This window comes from Limosilactobacillus ingluviei DSM 15946 (assembly GCF_001435775.1).
Lineage (GTDB): Bacteria > Bacillota > Bacilli > Lactobacillales > Lactobacillaceae > Limosilactobacillus > Limosilactobacillus ingluviei.
The window spans coordinates 1-19,028 of the sequence record NZ_AZFK01000007.1; the positions used below are offsets into that span (position 1 = coordinate 1).

General features: G+C 51.4%; 19 protein-coding genes, 1 pseudogene and 1 other annotated feature. Of the genes and pseudogenes, 6 read left to right on the plus strand and 14 right to left on the minus strand.

All coding sequences use genetic code 11. The features are described 5' to 3' along the window. The 3 genes from FC43_RS01625 to FC43_RS01635 form a co-directional block, all read right to left on the minus strand. The coding region (locus FC43_RS01625; RefSeq protein ID WP_056953590.1) for an RNA-guided endonuclease InsQ/TnpB family protein at window positions 1-965 on the minus strand (965 nt) is incomplete at its 3' end. A 274-nt stretch (window positions 966-1,239) separates the two neighbouring features. Continuing rightward, on the minus strand, window positions 1,240-1,704 hold the full coding sequence (locus FC43_RS01630; RefSeq protein ID WP_019206617.1) for a hypothetical protein: 465 nt from the start codon (window positions 1,702-1,704) through the stop codon (window positions 1,240-1,242). After that, window positions 1,701-2,105, minus strand: coding sequence for a hypothetical protein (locus tag FC43_RS01635; protein ID WP_019206616.1), 405 nt, complete (start codon window positions 2,103-2,105; stop codon window positions 1,701-1,703). The genes FC43_RS01630 and FC43_RS01635 overlap by 4 nt, the downstream gene beginning before the upstream one ends. Window positions 2,106-2,209: 104 nt before the next feature. Here FC43_RS01635 and FC43_RS01640 point away from each other — a divergent pair, with 104 nt between their 5' ends. After that, window positions 2,210-2,662, plus strand: coding sequence for a universal stress protein (locus tag FC43_RS01640; protein ID WP_019206615.1), 453 nt, complete (start codon window positions 2,210-2,212; stop codon window positions 2,660-2,662). A gap of 59 nt (window positions 2,663-2,721) precedes the next feature. On the opposite strand, the gene msrA is transcribed toward FC43_RS01640, so the two are convergent. The 5 genes from msrA to FC43_RS01665 form a co-directional block, all read right to left on the minus strand. Continuing rightward, complete coding sequence (gene msrA, locus FC43_RS01645) at window positions 2,722-3,246, minus strand: peptide-methionine (S)-S-oxide reductase MsrA (RefSeq protein WP_019206614.1); 525 nt, start codon at window positions 3,244-3,246, stop codon at window positions 2,722-2,724. Window positions 3,247-3,308: 62 nt separating this feature from the next. Further along, the gene (locus tag FC43_RS01650) at window positions 3,309-4,163 is read right to left on the minus strand and encodes a MetQ/NlpA family ABC transporter substrate-binding protein (protein ID WP_056953592.1); all 855 of its coding nucleotides are present in this window, start codon (window positions 4,161-4,163) and stop codon (window positions 3,309-3,311) included. Between the two features lie 353 nt (window positions 4,164-4,516). Then, a complete protein-coding gene (locus tag FC43_RS01655) occupies window positions 4,517-5,128 on the minus strand; it encodes an NAD(P)H-binding protein (RefSeq protein WP_056953594.1) in 612 nt (203 codons plus the stop codon). 148 nt (window positions 5,129-5,276) lie between these two features. Then, entirely contained in the window at window positions 5,277-7,670 is a 2,394-nt protein-coding gene (locus FC43_RS01660; protein WP_019206611.1) for a phosphoketolase family protein, read from the minus strand. Window positions 7,671-7,988: 318 nt separating this feature from the next. Then, window positions 7,989-9,398 (minus strand): Na+/H+ antiporter NhaC family protein, encoded by a 1,410-nt coding sequence (locus tag FC43_RS01665; RefSeq protein ID WP_056953596.1) that lies wholly within the window; start codon window positions 9,396-9,398, stop codon window positions 7,989-7,991. Between the two features lie 533 nt (window positions 9,399-9,931). Here FC43_RS01665 and FC43_RS11540 point away from each other — a divergent pair. The 3 genes and pseudogenes from FC43_RS11540 to FC43_RS01675 form a co-directional block, all read left to right on the plus strand. Further along, window positions 9,932-10,294 (plus strand): annotated as a pseudogene (locus FC43_RS11540) ((deoxy)nucleoside triphosphate pyrophosphohydrolase); the annotation flags it as partial. Window positions 10,295-10,354: 60 nt separating this feature from the next. Further along, entirely contained in the window at window positions 10,355-10,750 is a 396-nt protein-coding gene (locus FC43_RS11545; RefSeq protein WP_338086416.1) for an acyl-CoA thioesterase, read from the plus strand. A 79-nt stretch (window positions 10,751-10,829) separates the two neighbouring features. After that, window positions 10,830-12,014, plus strand: a complete 1,185-nt coding sequence (locus tag FC43_RS01675; protein ID WP_056953598.1) for a pyridoxal phosphate-dependent aminotransferase — start codon at window positions 10,830-10,832, stop codon at window positions 12,012-12,014. A gap of 67 nt (window positions 12,015-12,081) precedes the next feature. On the opposite strand, the gene FC43_RS01680 is transcribed toward FC43_RS01675, so the two are convergent. From FC43_RS01680 to FC43_RS01695, 4 genes are all read right to left on the minus strand, one after another. Continuing rightward, window positions 12,082-13,236, minus strand: coding sequence for an ArgE/DapE family deacylase (locus FC43_RS01680; protein WP_019206607.1), 1,155 nt, complete (start codon window positions 13,234-13,236; stop codon window positions 12,082-12,084). Between the two features lie 86 nt (window positions 13,237-13,322). Then, on the minus strand, window positions 13,323-14,024 hold the full coding sequence (locus tag FC43_RS01685; protein WP_019206606.1) for a methionine ABC transporter permease: 702 nt from the start codon (window positions 14,022-14,024) through the stop codon (window positions 13,323-13,325). After that, window positions 14,021-15,064, minus strand: coding sequence for a methionine ABC transporter ATP-binding protein (locus FC43_RS01690; protein WP_019206605.1), 1,044 nt, complete (start codon window positions 15,062-15,064; stop codon window positions 14,021-14,023). Before FC43_RS01690 ends, FC43_RS01685 begins: the two co-directional genes overlap by 4 nt. 28 nt (window positions 15,065-15,092) lie before the next feature. Continuing rightward, the gene (locus tag FC43_RS01695) at window positions 15,093-15,944 is read right to left on the minus strand and encodes a MetQ/NlpA family ABC transporter substrate-binding protein (RefSeq protein ID WP_019206604.1); all 852 of its coding nucleotides are present in this window, start codon (window positions 15,942-15,944) and stop codon (window positions 15,093-15,095) included. Window positions 15,945-16,041: 97 nt separating this feature from the next. Next, window positions 16,042-16,280, minus strand: a binding site (T-box leader). Window positions 16,281-16,452: 172 nt separating this feature from the next. Here FC43_RS01695 and FC43_RS01700 point away from each other — a divergent pair. Together FC43_RS01700 and FC43_RS01705 are read left to right on the plus strand one after the other, a co-directional pair. After that, complete coding sequence (locus FC43_RS01700) at window positions 16,453-16,848, plus strand: hypothetical protein (RefSeq protein ID WP_019206603.1); 396 nt, start codon at window positions 16,453-16,455, stop codon at window positions 16,846-16,848. Window positions 16,849-16,909: 61 nt separating this feature from the next. Beyond that, complete coding sequence (locus FC43_RS01705) at window positions 16,910-17,662, plus strand: flavodoxin family protein (protein WP_019206602.1); 753 nt, start codon at window positions 16,910-16,912, stop codon at window positions 17,660-17,662. Between the two features lie 79 nt (window positions 17,663-17,741). Here FC43_RS01705 and FC43_RS01710 read toward each other — a convergent pair whose 3' ends face one another. Then, window positions 17,742-18,566, minus strand: a complete 825-nt coding sequence (locus FC43_RS01710; RefSeq protein ID WP_056953602.1) for a histidine phosphatase family protein — start codon at window positions 18,564-18,566, stop codon at window positions 17,742-17,744. Between the two features lie 216 nt (window positions 18,567-18,782). After that, the coding region (locus FC43_RS01715) for a zinc ribbon domain-containing protein (RefSeq protein ID WP_156648222.1) at window positions 18,783-19,028 on the minus strand (246 nt) is incomplete at its 5' end.

Below are 19,028 nucleotides of genomic sequence, written 5' to 3' on the forward strand. Positions count from 1 at the left end.
ACCAGTAAAGTTTTCCCGTACCAGTCACACTTGTAGGTAAGAACCTGACGAAAATACCCAAACATGGAACGTTGGAGCCCTTTTGCCGCAACATGACTCATCTGCATCTTTTTGACGGCGAGGTCCTCAATCACGAGCTGATCGTAAGTGTTGACCAATTGGGTCGTGAATTTTTGCATCAAGTCGTGTTGGACGTTAGCCACCCGCCGGTAATCACGCTGCAACTTGGCTCTCGTTTTGGCGTAATTCTTACTTTGGGTGGCCAACCGACCGTTAACCTTGCGCTTGCGAGCTAGTACTCGTTGATAATGCTTGATCCGCTTATAGATTTTTTGCAGGTGACTAGGCAAGGTGTTGAGTCGGCCAGCCGTGTAATCAAGATGGCCGACGTTGACGTCGACCGCTGTTTTCGCACCGGTTTTCGCTTTCGGGCCCATCATAACTTCAAGAGGTAAGCTGGCCCAGTACTGGCCGTTTTCCCGATAGATTGAAACGACTTTCAATTCACCAGTTAAATTACGGGCACCTTTGAACTTGATGTCGGGCCACGTCTCCTTAACCCCATGCGGTTTGTCGAGTCGTAAGCGACCGTTAACCAGTTTGGCCCGGTCGGTCTTAAAGCCCTGGCGGGGGGCCTTTTTCGACTTAAAGTGGGGCTTGCCCCAATCTGGTTGGGCCCGGTCAAAAAAGTTCTGCCACGCTTTACCCAGATCAGAAATCGCCAACTGCAGACACCGCGCCGACAGTTGATACTGCCAGTCGGCCTTATTAGCAACCAATTCATCCCGAACCTTGCGTTCGTTGGGCCGCTGCTTCTTATCAGCAAGAATCACTGAAGCATCATACATGTCATTCCAAAGGGCCAGCCCTTGATTCCAACAGTAGCGCCGGTAATCGCATAAATCATCGAGCACCTTTTTCATCGTTTGGTTTGGATATAACTTCACCTTTTGCGTGCGCAACATCACCGTCCCCACCTCTCAAACAGCCAACTTAGATACGTGTGAGCGATAAAGATCTAACAAAACGATCAAGAAATCGCATTGTTAACGCTTTAATCATCTCACTGTTCATTTTGTTTAGCAAGTTTTTCGCTGGCATGACGATGATAAATTTCTGTTAGCTAGTCCCCGAATACTCATGCCACATTTTGTCTTTCTCATAGACATTCGGGAAGGTTATTCAACATTATTCGACATTTTTATTAACAGTTATCTCCTCCCCACCTTTCGCTTAAAATTATTCCGCCGTGCGATTTTCCATCGTTTGCGCTAATTGCGCGGCGACCCACTCTTGCAAGCCCTTCACCAAAGTTGCCGGACTGGCGGTCGCTAATTGCGCCTCATCCGCCAATACATCAATTCGCAGACCGGACTTATTCAGCTCGTCGCCTTCCGCGACCATGTATAAGTTGACGCCGTAGGTGGGCTCGTTTTCCAACAGCTTGCCATCCAAGCGGGCGGCATCCTTAACCGGCACGTTGATCAGATTCATTTCTAAGCGAATGCTGACCGGCGTCCCCTTGCGCAAGCGCACGATCCACTCGTACTGGCCTAAGTAGCCACTGTTGAGCTGGTCCAAAACAAAACTCAGCCCCCGCTTTAAAGTCGCAGGCTGTTGGACTTTGGCGCCCGTGGTGGCTTCCTGTTGACTTTGCAGATGGGTTTCTAGTTGTGCTAAATATTGATCCTTCGTTAACTTCATTTCAATCGTTCCTTTAATTTCCGCGCGGTATAATTCTTGCGTTGGATAATCCCGTACCAAACACCAGCCAAGCTAGCTAAAAAGCCGCCGATCGCTATCAATTGGATCGCCAGGCCCCCCGGGCTCAAGCGGTCAGTGACCTGGCTGAAACCGCCAAAATTGGCCAAGGCACACAGCAACATGCCGACAATCGTAACGTAGCCATCAAAGCGCCAGTCGGCCAGGGCCAAGCCAATAATGAGCCCCACCAAAACCACCATAAAGGCGATCCGTCCCCAGACGGTCCCACTGGTTAAACTCACCCCGACCTGGTGGTACATAAACAGCTCAACGATGATCGTGGCCAGCCCCGCCAGCGTCGCCGCACCGATCACCTTCAGCGTATTTTCGTTTGTCTTCACTTTTCTCCGTCCTTTATTTTCGTTTTTTTCTCATTCTACTAGACTCACCGCCGAATGTACAATTTTGCTATAATAAAGGTAGCAAAACAGGGGAGGAAATTATCATGCTCAGTAATTCCTACAAACGAATCTTAGTCCCAATTGACGGCTCTAAAGCGACCCCCAAGGTCATGGAGACCGCGATTCAAGTCGCCCGGTTAAATGATGCCCACCTTGATATTTTAAATGTCGCCCAGGTCAACCAACTGGCGGATGGTTACGCCGATATTCTCGCGTTAAGTGAAGACCAAACCTTTGATTTGGTCCAATTGGTCACGGCCCGCCTGCGCGATTTAAAGGAAGAAGCCTTACAAGCCGGCGTAAAGTCCGTGGACATTCACGTCCGTTTTGGTAATCCCAAGCAAGTCATTGCCAAAGACTTCCCCTTGGATCACCAACCCGACTTAATCGTCATGGGGCGGACCGGTTTGACCGCCTTGGAACGGGTCCTTGTCGGCTCGGTTACCGCCTATGTGCAACGCTTTGCTCCGTGCGATGTCTTAACCGTCCGCATTTAACGCAACAAAAAACAGTGACGTCCGGGCGTCACTGTTTTTTTGTTGCTTATTTAGCTTGATCATTGCCCCCAGTGCTGGGCGATGAATTGGGCCCGGCCACCAGCTTCTTCTAAGGCGAAGCGTTCCGGATTCTTCTTATAAAAGTCCTGGTGATAATCTTCGGCCACATAAAACGGTTGAGCGTCTTCAATTTGGGTAACGATGGGATCATCACCAAACTCGCCGCTGGCCTGTAAGGCCGCCTTGGAAGCTTGGGCAATCCGCCGTTGCTCTTCGTCCTTGACAAAAATCACCGGCCGGTAATTATCCCCCCGGTCTTGAAATTGGCCGCTGGCATCGGTCGGGTCCGTTTGGTGCCAGTAAATTTCGACTAATTCCTGGTAGGAAACTTGGGCGGGATCAAAGGTAATCCGCACCGCTTCGGTATGACCAGTCGTGCCGGTGCAAACTTCTTCATAGGTTGGGTTGGGCACGTGACCGCCCGTATAACCAGATTCAACCTTTTCAATCCCGGGATAGGTATCGAAGGGTTGGACCATGCACCAAAAACAACCACCCGCAAAAATCGCCGTTTCTAAACTCATCTTGATAACCTGCCTTTCAAATTAGCATTGCTTAAAAAATTGTTGCTCCCGCTAAAAACCCCTTAGTTGCGCCCAAACTTTGGCCACGCCGCCACTTGGTAGCCGTGGTAAGTTTTTTCGATTGCTCGCTTGGTTGCCTCCGTTTGGTAGGCTTTGACAATCTTTTGGTAGACCGGGTTATCTTGGTCCTTTTCCCGCACCGCAATAATGTTAACGTACGGTTTGGTCGACTTGTTCACCGGTTCCAAGTAAATGGCCTGCTGCTTCGGATTCAACTTAGCGGCTTCCGCGTAATTCCCGTTAATGATCGATGCATCGACCGATTTCAAAGCCCGCGCCGTCGTAGCCGGGTCGACTTCCTTAAACTTCAGGTGCTTAGGGTTGCTGGTAATGTCATTTAACGAGGGCTTGATCCCTGCGTCACCCTTCACCTTCAGGAGGCCCGCCGACTGTAGTAAGTTTAAACCCCGGCCGAGGGTCGTCGGTTCATTAGGAATCGCAATCGTCGCCCCATCAGGCAAGGCAGCCAAGGAGTGGTACTTCAATGAGTACAGGCCCAATGGGGAAATGACGGTATTGCCAATCGCCTTTAAGTGGGCGTTTTCCTTCTTGTTGTACGCCTCAAAGTAGTACCGCGTCAAGCACGAGTGCATGTCAATCTGGCCGTCCTTTAAGGCGACGTCTGGTTGAACATAGTCGTTAAAGGTCACGTATTCCAACTTAATACCTTGTTTGGCCAAGCGGTGCTTCACATTGTTCCAGACCGGTTCCGAATCAGTTCCCACTAAGCCCAGTTTGACCGTCGTCGTTTTCGGCGTTGTGACCTGGTGATAGAAATAAGCCCCGAGGCCCCCGAGGATGATGACCAAGGCAATGATTAAGGCCCATAATCGCCGTTGCCGTTTCTTCTTGCGCATTTAAAGTTCCTCCTTAATCCCCAACGATGCCACCAAGCAAAAAACGTCCCTAGAAATACTAATGTACTTCTAGGGACGCTGCCGCGTGTTACCACCCAATTTCAGCCCAACTTGGGCCCTCTTTCCCTGCTCAAACTTACAGGGTGACCTGGTATCGGTAGTCACACCGGCTTGGGCTCACCACTTGCTCACCCGTACTTGATTGGTCGAGACCATCTTCACCCGGCCTCCTTGACTGACTTCCACCATCCGTCAGCTCGCTGCGCAACTCAACCGCGTTACTCATCTCTCATCGTTATCTCATTTAATTGTCTTAAATCTTACAAAAAGTCAGCGTTCTTGTCAAGCTTTTCTCATCTTTTTATCAGCGGCGTATGGATCCCAAAATTGGCATTGTGGCCAAACTTTGGTTCCGTGACCAAACGCCGGACTAGATCGGCCACGCTGGCCAGGGAAACCTGGTGACCGCCAACGGCTTCCCCCTTGCGCGTTAATTCATACGCCACGGGGCCTTGGGTAAACCACCCTGGTCGAATGATCGTGTACGTGACGCCAGGCGCCCGTTCAATCAAATCAGCCGCCGCCCGGTACGGCGCCAACGCAACATTTTGCTGCAGATTGGCGGCGGCATCGTCTGCCACTTCATTATAAATCCCCATCGCCGCAATAAAAATCACCCGCGTCACCCCGGCCTGTTGCATCGCCGACAAAATGCCTTGGACATAAGCGGGTAAGTCACCCCGCAACGCTACGAAGACAAAGTCTTGGCCCGCCATGGCCTGACTTAATTGCGCCTCATCCAAGACGTCGCCCTTAACCAAAGTGACCCGGTCTTTTTCGACGACCTGCCACCGGTCAACGTGGCGCGCAAATAAGGTTAAGTGCGCGGTCGTCCGCCCCAAGAGCGTCTGCGTCACTACGCGTCCTAAGTTGCCCGTTGCCCCAATGATCAACCCTTTTTGCATTTCACCGCCTCCTAATCCGCTCAATAATTGATTAGATTGTACTCATTTTTACCTCAGCAGACAATGATTTTGATTGCAAAAAAGGGAAAGGCGACATCCATCACCATTCCCTTTTTCATTTAATTTATGACGCGTTTATCAGTAGTTATTACTTAAGACCCTTCCAAGTCCAGTCCTTAACTTCAGGCATGTCATCGCCGTAAGTCCGGATGTAGTGGTTGTGCTTAGCCACCATGTCATCCATCTTTTGGGCGAAGGCCGCACCCTTTTGTTCGTAACCAGCCACGCTCAAGATTGCATCCTTAGCCAGGTGGTAACGGTCAAGTTCGTTCAATACCCGCATGTCGAATGGAGTCGTGATGTCCCCGTTTTCGATGTAGCTGTGGATGTGAACGTTGCGGTTGTGACGTGGGAAGAAGAGGCTTTGAACCATGTCACGGAAGCCGTGCCATGCAAAGACAACTGGCTTGTCAGCCGTGAAGTAACGGTCGAAGTCAGCGTCAGACATCCCTTCAGGGTTCTTGTCTAACGTCATCAACTTCATTACGTCAACCACGTTGATTACCCGAATCTTCAGTTCTGGGAAGGCGTCGTGCAGCAGTTCAACTGCAGCGAAGACTTCTTCAGTAGGTTCCGTACCAGAAGCAGCAAAGACAACATCTGGTTCTTCACCTTGGTCCGTAGATGCCCAGTCAACGTAGCCCAGCCCGTTAGCAACCAATTCAGTAGCTTCGTCAATGGAGAACCATTGTTGACGTGGGTGCTTGGAAGTAACCAGCACGTTGATCTTTTCCTTTTCACGGAAGATCTTGTCAGATACGGCCAACAGGGTGTTGGTGTCAGCTGGCAAGTATTCACCGATCATGTCTGGACGTTCCTTTTCGTAAAGGTGCGTCAACAGACCTGGATCTTGGTGCGTGTAACCGTTGTGGTCTTGTTGGAAGACCGTGGAAGTGTCAACGAACGTCAAGGCTGGGTAATCGTTACGCCAGTATTGTTCCTTAGCCTTGCGCATCCACTTCATGTGTTGCGTCAGCATGGAGTCAACTACCCGACCGAAGGATTCGTAAGTAGCAAAGTAACCGTGACGACCAGTCAGGGTGTAACCTTCCAAGAACCCTTCTGCTTGGTGTTCAGACAATTGTGAGTCGATGATCCGACCGTTTACGGCGAGGTCTTCGTCGTTTGGTTCGTGAACATCGGCCGTCCAAGTCCGCTTGGAACCATCCAAGGCAGCGTAAAGCCGGTTGGACTTGGATTCGTCAGGACCGAACCCACGGAAGTTGTTCGGGTTCAGTTCCATCATCTTAGCGATGTACTTACCCCATTCGATCATGTCTTGGTGCATGTTCCCATCGCGTACTTCAACGGCGAAGTCACGGTAGTTTGGCATGCGCAGGGCCTTTTGGTTTGCCCCACCGTTGGTTTCAGGGTTGATAGCCATCCGCAATTCAGCAGCTGGCACGTTAGCCCGTACGGCGTCAACTGGGTAACCAGTTTCGTCGAAGAGTTCTTCTGGCTTGTAGGACTTCATCCAGTCAACCAACATGTCCTTGTGTTCCATTGCGTCTTGGGCAACCGGAATCGGAATTTGGTGAGCACGGAAGGAGTTTTCGATTGGGTTACCATCCAAGTCCTTGGTTGGGCCAGTCCAGCCCTTTGGTACCCGGAAGATGATAACTGGCCATTGAGCCATTGAACCATCGTTGTCTTCGCGAGCCTTCTTTTGGATTGCTTGGATTTCTTCGATCGCTTCGTCCATGACCTTAGCCATTTCCGCGTGAACTTCCATGTGGTCCTTCAATGCGTCGAAGTCGCCGCCCTTGTATGCAGATACAAAGTATGGCTTCCAGCCTAACCCTTCGAAGTACTTCGTAACTTCTTCGTCGCTCATCCGGGCGATCATCGTTGGGTTAGAAATCTTGAACCCGTTAACTTGCAGGATTGGCAATACCGCCCCGTCAGTAACTGGGTTGATGAACCGGTTAGAGAACCATGAAGCAGCCAGTGGGCCAGTTTCGAATTCCCCGTCCCCGATTTCAACAGCAGCGATTTGGTCTGGGTTGTCTAAGATCGCACCCACCCCGTGTGAGAGGGCGTAACCCAGTTCCCCACCTTCGTGCAGTGAACCTGGCGTTTCAGGTGCCGCGTGAGAAGCAGTCCCACCTGGGAAGGAGAAGTGCTTGAACAACTTAGCCATCCCAGCTTCGTCTTGGGTAATTTCCGGGTAGATTTCCGTGTAGGAACCGTCAAGGTATGAGTTGTTAACCATCACTTGACCACCGTGACCGGAACCTTCGATGTAGAACATCTTAACGCCGTACTTCTTGATAACCCGGTTCAAGTGAGCGTAGATGAAGTTTTGTGGAACAATCGTCCCCCAGTGACCAATTGGCTTTGGCTTAACGTCTTCTGCCTTCAAGTCCCGACGCAACAGTGGGTTGTTCATCAGGAACAGCGTACCTACTGAAAGGTAGTTAGCAGCACGCCAGTAAGCATCAACATTTTCCAAGTATGCCTTGGAATCGTAATCTACTGCCATTAAATTTACACTCCTTTTTAAGTAAAGAAATAACTACGTGTTTGACTTAATATAACGCATCGTAAATCGGAATCAATTTACGATTATCATGATAAAGCATTTTGCGAAAAAGTCAACCTTTTTGAAAATTGATACGGTCCAATTTGGTTAACGCTTAGCAAATTACTGGTAAATCAAGCTTTATCCTCCCTACCAATTATTGATTTTACCTAAAGAAAACGTTTTCTAAAAATGATCTGCTCAGAATTTTTGCAAAATTTAATTTTGCGCCCACCAAAAAGAGCGGCCCCGACTAGACCGCTCATTCTCATCCGAAACTTAATTAAAGACCAATTCATCCCGGCTCGTGGCCTGCGAGGCCCGGGTCGAAAAACCAGCAATGATACACGAGATCGTGACTAAGGTCGGGAAGACGGCAAAGGGAATGTAGGCCAGGGTGGAGACCTGCAAGGTCGTGGCAATAAAGACCCCCGACACACTCCACGGCACGATCGCATTAACGGCCGCCCCCGCATCGTTTAGAATCCGGGTCATGCACTGGCGCGGCAAGTGGTGGTGATCAAAGGATTCTTTAAATGATTCCCCGGGCAAGATAATCGCCAGGTAGTGTTCACCCACCAGCAGATTGACCCCAATTGCCGTCAAGGCCGTGGCCACCGTTAAGCCGCCAGCCCCCTTGACGATTTGTTCCACCTTTTCAATAATGACCCGGATGATCTTAAATTCGATCAGCAGGCCGCCCAAGGTCAAGGCAAAGATAATCAAGGCCTCCGACGTCAGCATACTGCTGATGCCCCCCTTCGACAGCAAAGCATTAATGACCTTGTTGGGGGTGTGAGCCACGTAGCCATTCATAATCAAGGCGCTGATTTGGTTGATCGTCAGCGTGGGGTGGTGCATCCAGCCCAAGGCGGTAGCAAACAAGGCCCCCAACCCCAACGACGGTAAGGCCGGGACCTTGAAAACGGCCAAGCCGACTAATAACAAGACGGGCAACAGGGTTACCGGCGAAATCCAAAAGCCAGCTTTTAATCCCGCCATCATCTTTTCAATCGCCGCCAAACTGGCCGACCGCGTATTTAATCCCATAATCGTAAAGAAGACTAACGACAAAAACCACGCTGGCAAGTCCGTCCACAGCAGGGCTTTAATGTGCTTGTAGATGTCAATTTGGCCCGTAGAAGCCGCCAGATTTGTGGTACTGGACAAGGGCGAAATATTGGCCCCACAAAAGGCCCCCGAGACAATTGCCCCGGCCGTCAGTCCGGGATTGATATGCAAAGTTGCCCCAATCCCGATGAAGGCAATGCCCATCGTGGAGACACTGGTAAACGAGCTCCCGCAAGCAATTGCCACCAGGGTACAAACCAGAAAGACCGTGGGTAAAAAGAACTTGACCGAGATCAATTGAAAACCAACGTACATGATGGTCGGAATCGTCCCCGAAAAAATCCAGGTCGCAATCAAGACCCCAATCGTTAGGAAAATTACCAGCGGATCGACCCCGGCCCGCAGCCCCGTCCGGACCCCGGCCATAATCGTATTCCAACTAAAGCCCCGCAAGCGACCGTAAACCATTAACAACACAAAGGCGATCAATAATGGCGCTTGGGGTTCTTGGTGTTCGATGATGATTAAAAAGCCCAACAAGCCTAAAATTCCTGCCAAGACCAGTAAACTTTCCCATAAGCTAAAGACCGGTTCCGACCGGCGAATTGATTTTTTCATTGTTTATCTCCCCTTTGGTAACGTGCGTGATCAAACTTTGCCCCGCGGCAGAATAAGGATCCGTCCCACAATAACCAAAGCGACCGTACCAATTTAACCGCATTTTTCTTCCCCCTCAAAACAAAAAGCCCGCGCCTGATAATTCAGACGCGGGACGAAATGATTCCGTGGTACCACCCAGCTTCATGCGTGTATGCACCTCTTGGCCGTATCGGAGGCCAGCGTGATTCATTTTGGGTTTGGAGTGTAATTCGCAACCACGCTGTGGGTCAGCTTCCAGCTTTGCTGACTCTCTGGGCCAGGGAACGCGCTTGCTACTGGGGTTCCAGTGAATCATTAGAAAGGTTTAATCAAGTTGTGGTTATTAAACCATGATTCCCGCTCTTCGTCAACTGTTTAATTAGAAATTTTTAATTTTATGTTTTGCAACCTCTGCCCCGACCTGACTAGGCAACTCCGCCGGCCAAGCGCCGTTAACATCCCCCGTATTTTCTGCTATCATTAAAGAAAATTGAGAAAAGAAGGGATACCTGATGAAACAAATCCACGTTGCGGCCGCGGTGATCGTCAATCACGACCAAATCTTAGCCGGTCAACGTGCCAGCGGCCGCCTTGGCGAAGGGGCGTGGGAATTCCCCGGCGGCAAAATTCATTCCGGTGAAGATCCCCGGGAAACCTTACAACGCGAAATTAAAGAGGAACTCGGGGTCGCGGCCGTAATTGGCGAACGGGTCCTGCCCACCATTGTCCACCCCTACCCGTGGGGGGAAGTCCACCTGCAAGTCTTCTACGCCCGCTTGCGGCAAACCACTTTGACGCCCAACGCACACGACCAATTCAAGTGGGGAACGCCCCAAGCGTTGGCCGATTTGGCTTGGTTGCCGGCAGCGCGTCCCGTGCTGGCCGCGTTGGCCAAGGTTGACCTCAGCCAATTAACCATCGATGACCCCGCGCAATTGTACACCCACACCGTCGAATACTACGAGACCGATCGGATGGGAATTACCCACCACTCTAATTACGTCCGGTGGATGGAAGAAGCCCGCACCCGTTTTCTCGCCATGATCGGTTGGGACTACCGCCACTTTGAAGCACAGGGCATCATTTCGCCCGTCGTAGCGGTCAACTGCCGCTATAAACACCCCACCACGTTTGGAGATCAAGTTGATATTCGCCTTCAAGTCAAACAGCTCGACCGGATTCGTTTGACCCTCAGTTACCAGATGACCTGTCAGGGGCAAATTGTCTGCCTGGGCGAATCGGAGCATTGCTTTACTAAAGATCAACAGCTGTTGCGGCTTGATCGCGATTTAACTGATTTCGCGGCCGCACTCCGCCAGTACCAAGCCTAACCAGTCAGAAAACGTGGTACAATATTCATAGCTTCTGCCGCCATTGTTCGGCAAATTAACAACAAAGTGAGGAACGATCATGAAATTATCCCACCGGGTCTTAAACATTACCCCGCCAGCAACCCTGGCGCTGTCCGCTAAGGCCAAAGAAATGCAAGCCGCGGGCATTGACGTCTTGAACTTAACGATCGGGGAACCCGACTTTAATACCCCGACCCATATCCGCCAAGCCACCATTAAGGCGATCGAAGCTGGCCAGGCTGATTCTTACACGGCCGCCACGGGGATCTTGCCGTTGCGCCAAGCCGTGGCCGAATTCACCAACCACCAACACCACACGACTTTCACCGCTGCCAACGTGGTGGTAACCACCGGTGGCAAGTTCGCCCTTTACGCGCTCAGCCAAGCCCTCTTAGAAGCTGGCGATGAAGTCTTAATTCCCGTCCCCGGCTGGGTCAGTTACAGTGAACAAGTTAAGCTAGCCGGCGGTCAGCCCGTCTTGGTGTCGCCCGCTTCGGGCCAGCTAAAGGTCACCCCCGCCGAATTAGATGCCGCTTGGACCCCCAAGAGCAAGGTCTTAATCTTAAATTCCCCGACCAATCCAACCGGCGAAGTTTACACCAAGGCCGAACTGCAAGCCATCGGGGATTGGGCCGTGGCTAAAGACTTGATGATCATCGCTGACGATATGTACGGGGCGCTGGTTTACAACGGTACCCAATTTACGTCCCTGTTAGACTTAAGTCCGGCGATTCAGGCGCACACCATCCTGGTCAGTGGCTTGTCGAAGGCCTATGCGATGACCGGTTGGCGCGTTGGCTATGTCGTCGCCAGCGAAAAGTTGATCAAGCCGCTGGCCGCCTTCATTGGTCAGGCCACGTCCAACTTAACGGCGGCCAGCCAGTATGCTGCGTTAGCCGCCTTAACTGGCGACCAAGCCTGTGTGGAAGAAATGCGGGTCACCTACGAAGAGCGGCTCAATACCATCCAACCCCTAGTCGAAGCCATCCCGGGCTTCCACTTGGAAAGCCAACCGGCCGGGGCCTTTTACCTCTTCCCGAACGTTGCTGAGGCCGTTGCGGCGACTGGCTTTGCCACAACTGATGCCTTCGTTGCTGCCCTGTTGACCGGAGCTCATGTCGCCCTCGTTCCGGGGAGCGCCTTTGGCATGGATGGTCACGTTCGCTTAAGTTATGGGACCGATTTGGCCACTTTAAAGGAAGCGATCCGGCGGATTCACGAATTTGTCGTCAGTCACCTATAATTTTCCGGAACTAACAGAACGCCCCTGCCCTCACTGGCGGTTACGTCGGCGAAGGCAGGGGCGAATTTTATGCGTTGGCAAAGTTGGTAATCAACGTCTTGTAGGCCTCAATCACCGCCAAATACGATGAGATCGTCGTCCACTCGTTGACCTGGTGGGAGCACTCCCACGCATCTGGCCCGAGGACCACCACCGGTAAGTCTGGGTTTACCTTGGCAAAGACGCTGGCGTCCGTGGCACCATTGATCGTTTCCAGCGTCGGTACCGGGCGCCCCGGCAAGGTGGCAAAGGCCTGCTTGGCCGCCGTCAAAGCCAACTGGGCAAAGGCCCCCGTTGGCGCTGAGGCCACCGGATAGAAATCGTGGAGCACTTCAAGTTCCAAACTGATCCCTGGCGTTGCCGCATCCAATTGCGCTGCTAAGCGTTGCAAGCGTTCAATCACCACCTGATTAGGCACCGCCTTGGTCGGGCGCACGTTGCCCAATAACTCAGCGGTCGCGGGAATCGAATTCACCTGCTCGCCCCCCTTGATGACCGTCACGCTGTGCTTAACTGGGCCGAGTAAGGGATCAACCGCGGCCTCATCAAAGAGGTGTTGTTCCTTGGCAAAGAAGCTGACCAACGGGGCCAGGGCATTAATGCCCCGTTCCGGCGTCGAGGAGTGGGCCGCCTTCCCCTGGCTGGTCAAGCGGTAATTGATACTCCCAGCGTGTGCATAGACAACGTTGCCACTGGTCCCTTCCCCCACCAGCAAGGCCGCTAAATCGGTCGCTTGTCCTTGCGCCGCTAAGCGGTTGGCTCCGGGGGTCCCAAACTCCTCGCCGGCCGTCGCTAAAAAGCGGACATGGCCTGGAAAGGCGCCGGCTTGGGCTAATTCAATCAGCGCGATCGCTTGCGCCGCCAAGCCACTCTTCATATCAGCCGCGCCCCGGGCGTACACTTTATCGCCAATGACCGTCGCCCCAAAGGGCGGGTGGTGCCAAGCAGCTTCATCACCGACCGCCACGGTATCCATGTGTCCGGTTACCCCCAGCACCCGGTCGCCACTGCCGACTTCCAAAATCAGGTTCGCCCGTTGGTTGCCAAATTCATCCACCGTGGCCGTAAGCCCGTATTGGGCAAATAAGTCCTGTAAGTAGCGAGCAACCGCGACTTCATTGCCATTCACGGAATTGATCTGCAAGAGCTCCTTTAAAATTTGTAGTTTGGTAGTTTTATCCATCCTAAACGCCCCTTCCCAATATGCAGAAAGGAGGCGGCGTGCAGCTTGTGCACCCCAGCCCCTTTAAAATCATCAAGCATTAACCCTTAACGGACTTGGTGGTTCAACTTCTTGGCCAGCCAGTCCCCGACTAATTGCACAATCAGGACCAAAATCAGTACCAAGAAGGTCGCCACGACCGTCACATCATTGTTAAACCGGTTGTAACCATAGGCAATGGCGGTGTTCCCCAAGCCACCAGCACCAATCGCACCGGCCATCGCCGTTAAACCAATCAGGCTGATCAAGGTCACCGTGGAGACCCGGACCAATTCGGAACGGGCTTCACTCAGGTAAACATCAAAGATGATATCCCAGTTGGTCGAACCCAAGGCTTGGGCGGCTTCAACCTTCCCGCGGTCGACACTTTCCAGGGCTACTTCGACCTGGCGGGCAAAGAAGGGAAAGACCCCCAATGACAGGGGCACTAACGCCGCCGTGGTCCCAATCTGCGTCCCGACCACCAACTGGGTAAAGGGCGCGATGAAGGCCAAGAGGATAATGAAGGGAATTGCCCGGAAGAAGGAAACAATCTTGTCGCACAGGTTAAACCAGGCCCGGTTGGCTAAGATCCCACCGTCCTTGGTTAATACCAAAGCCAAACCAAAGATCAACCCTAACAGTCCGCCAATTACGGCTGGCCAAAAGGTCATGAAGATGGTTTGAAAAAGTGCCGTCCCCCAGCCACTGTCACCGGTCCAGCCTAAGTTGGCCACGTTCGGCAGGTACTTTGAAATCAATTCACTCATGCTAAGATCCCCCCATCAACTTTGGTTACTTCGACCTGGTAGCTCTTCAACAGGCTTTCCACTTGGGCTTGTTGCTGCTCGTCTCCCGTGACCAGGATGAACATGGTCCCAACTGGTTCGTCACCCAAGACTTCAATGTTTCCGTAAAGCATGGAAACATCAACGCCCACTTGCTTGTAGAGCTCTAAGATCACCGACTTCGTCACCGTTTGAGCACTGAAAACGACTTGGTATAATTGTTCATTCTCACCTAGCGTCCCTAGATTAAAGGCCTTTAAGGTTTCGGCCGCGGCCAACGAGCCCCCAACAAACTGCCGGGTTAATTCCGCCTTCGGCCGCAGGTAAACGTCGCGCAGTTTGCCTTGTTCAACGACTTGACCGTGCTGCATGACCGCAATTTTATTCGCAATCTTTTTGACCGCGTCCATTTCGTGGGTAATCAAAACAATCGTTAAGCCCAGCTCCTTGTTCAAACGCTTTAACAAGTCCAAAATTTGGTTGGTATTTTGGGGATCCAGCGCGGAGGTCGCTTCATCGGAGATCAAGATTTCTGGATCATTCGCTAACGCCCGGGCGATCGCCACCCGTTGTTGCTCCCCACCGGAGAGTTGGACCGGATAGTTTTCGGCCTTGGCTTTCAAACCGACGAGATCCAATAATTCGTAGCATTTGGCTTCAATCGCATCGTCATCTAAATCGCTGTGTTTGAGCGCAAAGGCCACGTTGTCAATCACCGTTGCTTCATTTAACAGGTTGAAGTGCTGGAAAATCATCCCGATATTCCGGCGCTTTTCCTGAAGTTCTTTACTGGTCACTTGGGCCTGGCCGTCTTTAAAGAGGGTCGTCCCCGCGACTTCAATCGTCCCCGCGGTGGGTAACTGCAGGAGGTTGATGGTCCGCACCAAAGTGGATTTCCCCGCCCCGGAATAACCAACGACCCCATAGACATCGCCCTTTTCGACTTTGATGGTCACGTCGGAGACCGCGTGAAGATCGCCAAAGGTTACTGAGACGTGATCCAAATCAATGATGTATGCCATAAACGTTCCTCCCTTGCCGTGTTGCGTCTTACTTGAGGTTCAAATCCCAAGCCGTAATTTCTTTGTCACCGTAGTACTTGTGGATCAGTTGCTTAACTTCCTTGGTTTGGTAAGCCTTCACTACGGCCTTGTAAGCATCCTTGTTCTTGTCCTTCTTGTTAGCAACAATCACGTTGATCCATTGCTTGGAATCCTTGTTCACCGGTTCCGTGTAAAGAATGTCCTTATCTGGTAACTTTGCGGCTTGCGCGTAGTTCGTGTTCACCACGGCCGCATCCACGTCAGATAATGCCCGGGCAGTTTGTTCAGCCCCTAATTCCTTAATCTTCAAGTTGTGGGGGTTGGACTTGATGTCCGCCACCGTGGCCAAAGTGCCGGCCTGCTTCTTCAGCGTGATCAAGCCGGCGTTCTTCAGAACAAACAGGGCCCGGCTTTCGTTGGAAGCATCGTTTGGCACGGCAATCGTCGCTCCATTTGGTAATTGCTTTAAGCTGGTGTACTTTTGCGAGTACAGGTGAATTGGCGTAATGAACGTCTTACCAATTGGCGTCAAACTACCCTTGTTAGCCTTGTTCCAAGCGTCCAAGAAGGCATAGTGCTGGAAGGCGTTCAAGTCAACGTCCCCGTTGGCTAAGGCCTTGTTGGGTTGGGTGTAGTCAGTAAAGCTCTTCAGCTTTACCGTGACCCCATACTTGTCCTTAGCGGTCTTGGCAATTTGTTCCCAAATCTTTTGTTCCGCGTTGGTTTGGGTCATCACCCCCACGGTAACGGTTTGGGCCTTTTGCTTTTGGGAGTGGGCAAAGCTAAAGATCCCACCCACAACCACAACGACGGCTAAGATCAGCCAAATAATCAAGTTTCTTTGTTTGCGCTTCTTCATGTTTCACAACTCCCTTTCTTAAAACCACGCCCACTTAGTCGGCAGCCTGCTGCTGGCGGGGAAAACAAAAAATCGCCCCTGACCGAAGTTTGCTTCGATCAAGGACGATTGCTCGTGTTACCACCTTTGATTCATCTCACCCTCACAGGTGAAATCTTGCCGAGTTACTCAAAATTGAATAACCCTGCATTGGTAACGGGTGCAAACCCGTCACTGACTAATGAATCGCCAGTGCCATTCCAAGCCCATCTTCACCAATCTAAGCCAACTTCTTTCCACCAACCAGAAGCTCTCTTGGTAGCCGCCATCAGTTACTCTGCTTTTCTAAATGTTTGTTTCGCTCATTTGATTGTCAGAATCATATCATTGTTTTCTAATCTTCGTCAACCCTTTTGCCTGATTTTTTTACAAACTTCTCAGAATGAGCTTTTCTGGGGGCAGCATCGCGTAACCCCACCCAAATGTGTTAAAATTAATAAGTTAACTTAAATCATAAGGAGGCCCGCCAGTGCAAAACCCATTTGGCAATCAAAATGACAACCAGGATTTCTTAAAAAATGTCCCCGTCCCACCGAACTACGCCAAAGTGATCAACGACGCTGGTGACATTCGGATCGCCAAGGTCGGGATTTCGTGGACCACCTTCTGGTTTGGCCCCCTGCCCGCCGTTTTCCGGGGGGACTGGTATAACTTTGCGCTAATGTTGGTTTGGGACGCAATTTACGTCTTATTTGCCCTGACCTTCCATTTCAGCGCTTTGTTGACCTTCCCATGGCCAGCCGTGGTCTTTACCTTTTTCTATAATATGATGTACTTCCGCCACCTGTTCACCAAGGGTTACCGGCCAATGGACCAACGTTCCAAAGCCCTGTTGGTCCAAAGCAAGTACTTAAAAGAAAAGTAAGTTCGACCGCAACTGCCCTCGGGTGTTGCGGCCTTTTCATTAAAGCGAGGTATTTTCTGTCATGCAAGTCTTAGGAATTTTTGCGGGGACTGATCCAAGCGGGGTAACCGCCCAAATGTTGCAAACGGTGCTGGCTGGGGTCAAAGCCCCCCACACCACCGTCACGGTCAACTTAAATGAGTATAATCTCCACTTGGCAGCCCCGCGCCACCCAAACCGCGATCTGGGCCAGCTCACCCAACTATTGATCCAAAGTGACGTTTGGGTAATCGCGACCCCTACCTACTGGGGACACGAAAGCGGCTTATTAAAGCAATTCTTCGATGCCTTGCGCGCCCACTTAGTCCGCGTCGACCAAGCCGGCGGCATGCACCCGGGGCGCTTTAAAAATAAGCACTACGTGACCTTGACCAACTGCTACCAGGGGAAATGGACCAACCTCTTTAGCCCAGTCACCGACGCCACGTTCCAAAGTGTTGATCAAGTCCTGGGGACGGCTGGCCTGATTAAACTGGGCGAAGCCGTCCAGACTGGTACTTGGCCGACGCCGACTTTGGCACCGGAGAAAGTGGCAACTTTGCAAAAACTGAGTCAAAAAATCAACCGCAGCCAACGAAAGGATGATCAAACCATGAAACGCTACTTGCAACTCTTCGTCGTGGTCGCTTTAATGACCCTGATCACCATGGGCCTCCAACAGTTACTGCCCCACGGTGGCTTTTGGTGGACCTATGGCTCCTTTGTCATCATCTTCTTCGCCCTTTTAGCCACGATTTTGCACATTATGACCGTGAAATTACACGCTAGAAAATAACAGCGGCTAGTGAGTCCTCGCGCGGATTCACTAGCCGTCGTTATTTTAAGCACTAATTTGGGGTTGATTGTCAGCGGGGCTACTTGTGACTTTGTGCCCCCTTGTTTACATAGTGCAACGAACCGATCGCCCCTTTGATTTGGTAATGGCCATTATGATAGACAATCTTCGTTACTGAGGCATTCTTCAACGGTGCCCCTTGGTACTTGTTGCCCGGCAGGGTCGACAAGTATTCATTAATCGACATCCCCGAGCTGACCACTAACACCTTATCATTGTTCTTGCTGTTTTTGACAATCGTGGCCATTTCACTTTGCATCCGCTTTTGCACTTGGTGGGCACTTTCCGCCCGGTCGGCCTGGGCTAACTTCGTGTTCGGTTCGTTGCTTTGATCGAGCTTATAGTAAGCATCTTGCAGCTTGTTCCAATAATCCTTGCCGGTTTGCTTTTGGAATTCATCGCCGCTTTGGTAGCCGTAAACCCCGGCAATCTTTGCGTTGTCAGCCGCAATGCTGTCACCCTCAAAACTGCCGTAGCCGCCTTCCCGCAGCTTATTAGTCGTCGTCAGTTTCACGTTGCCGTTGCCCGACTTATCCAGGACGGCCCGGGCGGTCCGTTCCTGGCGGGTCAAGGTCCCACTGTAGGCATGATCAAATTTGATCCCCTTCAGCCCGTAACCCAAATCGTTGGCCACCATAATCCCATTCTTGGTCAACGGAAAGTCACTCCAACCTTGCACCCGGCCCATGACGTTCCCGGTCGTTTCCCCGTGGCGCGTTAAGTAAATCGTCACGGTCTTGTCAGGCGCGGCGGTCGCTTGGGGTTGGTGCAGTGCGGTCAAGCCAAGGGCGGCACTGGTCGTTACCGCTACGACCGCTAAACTTAATTTTTTGAATAAATGCATTGGTTTCAAACTGCTATATAAAATGTAGAACAACATAGAAGAGCAACCCTTTTATGCTGTTAGAAAGAATATAGTTTTCCTTTCTAAATTTTATTCATCATCGTTAAAACGCCAGTATTCCCACTCACCCAACTTGGGGTCAGCGACAGGGACTGACTAGAATGACCTCCAGAGGAAAGAGCTTCCCCAGAGCCAATAGCCTGGCTCCATGACAACTTAAAGCAAAGCTAACAAATTAGCGACCGCATTTTCGTCACGGTCCAGCGTCGCGCCACATTGGTAACAGATATATTGATCATGCTTCGTGTGATGCTTGTGATTACCGGCTAAAGTGACCTTATCATCGTCTTGCTTGATATGGCCACAAACGGAACAGCGTTGGGTACTCGGATAAAAATGATCCGCCACCAGTAAAGTTTTCCCGTACCAGTCACACTTGTAGGTAAGAACCTGACGAAAATA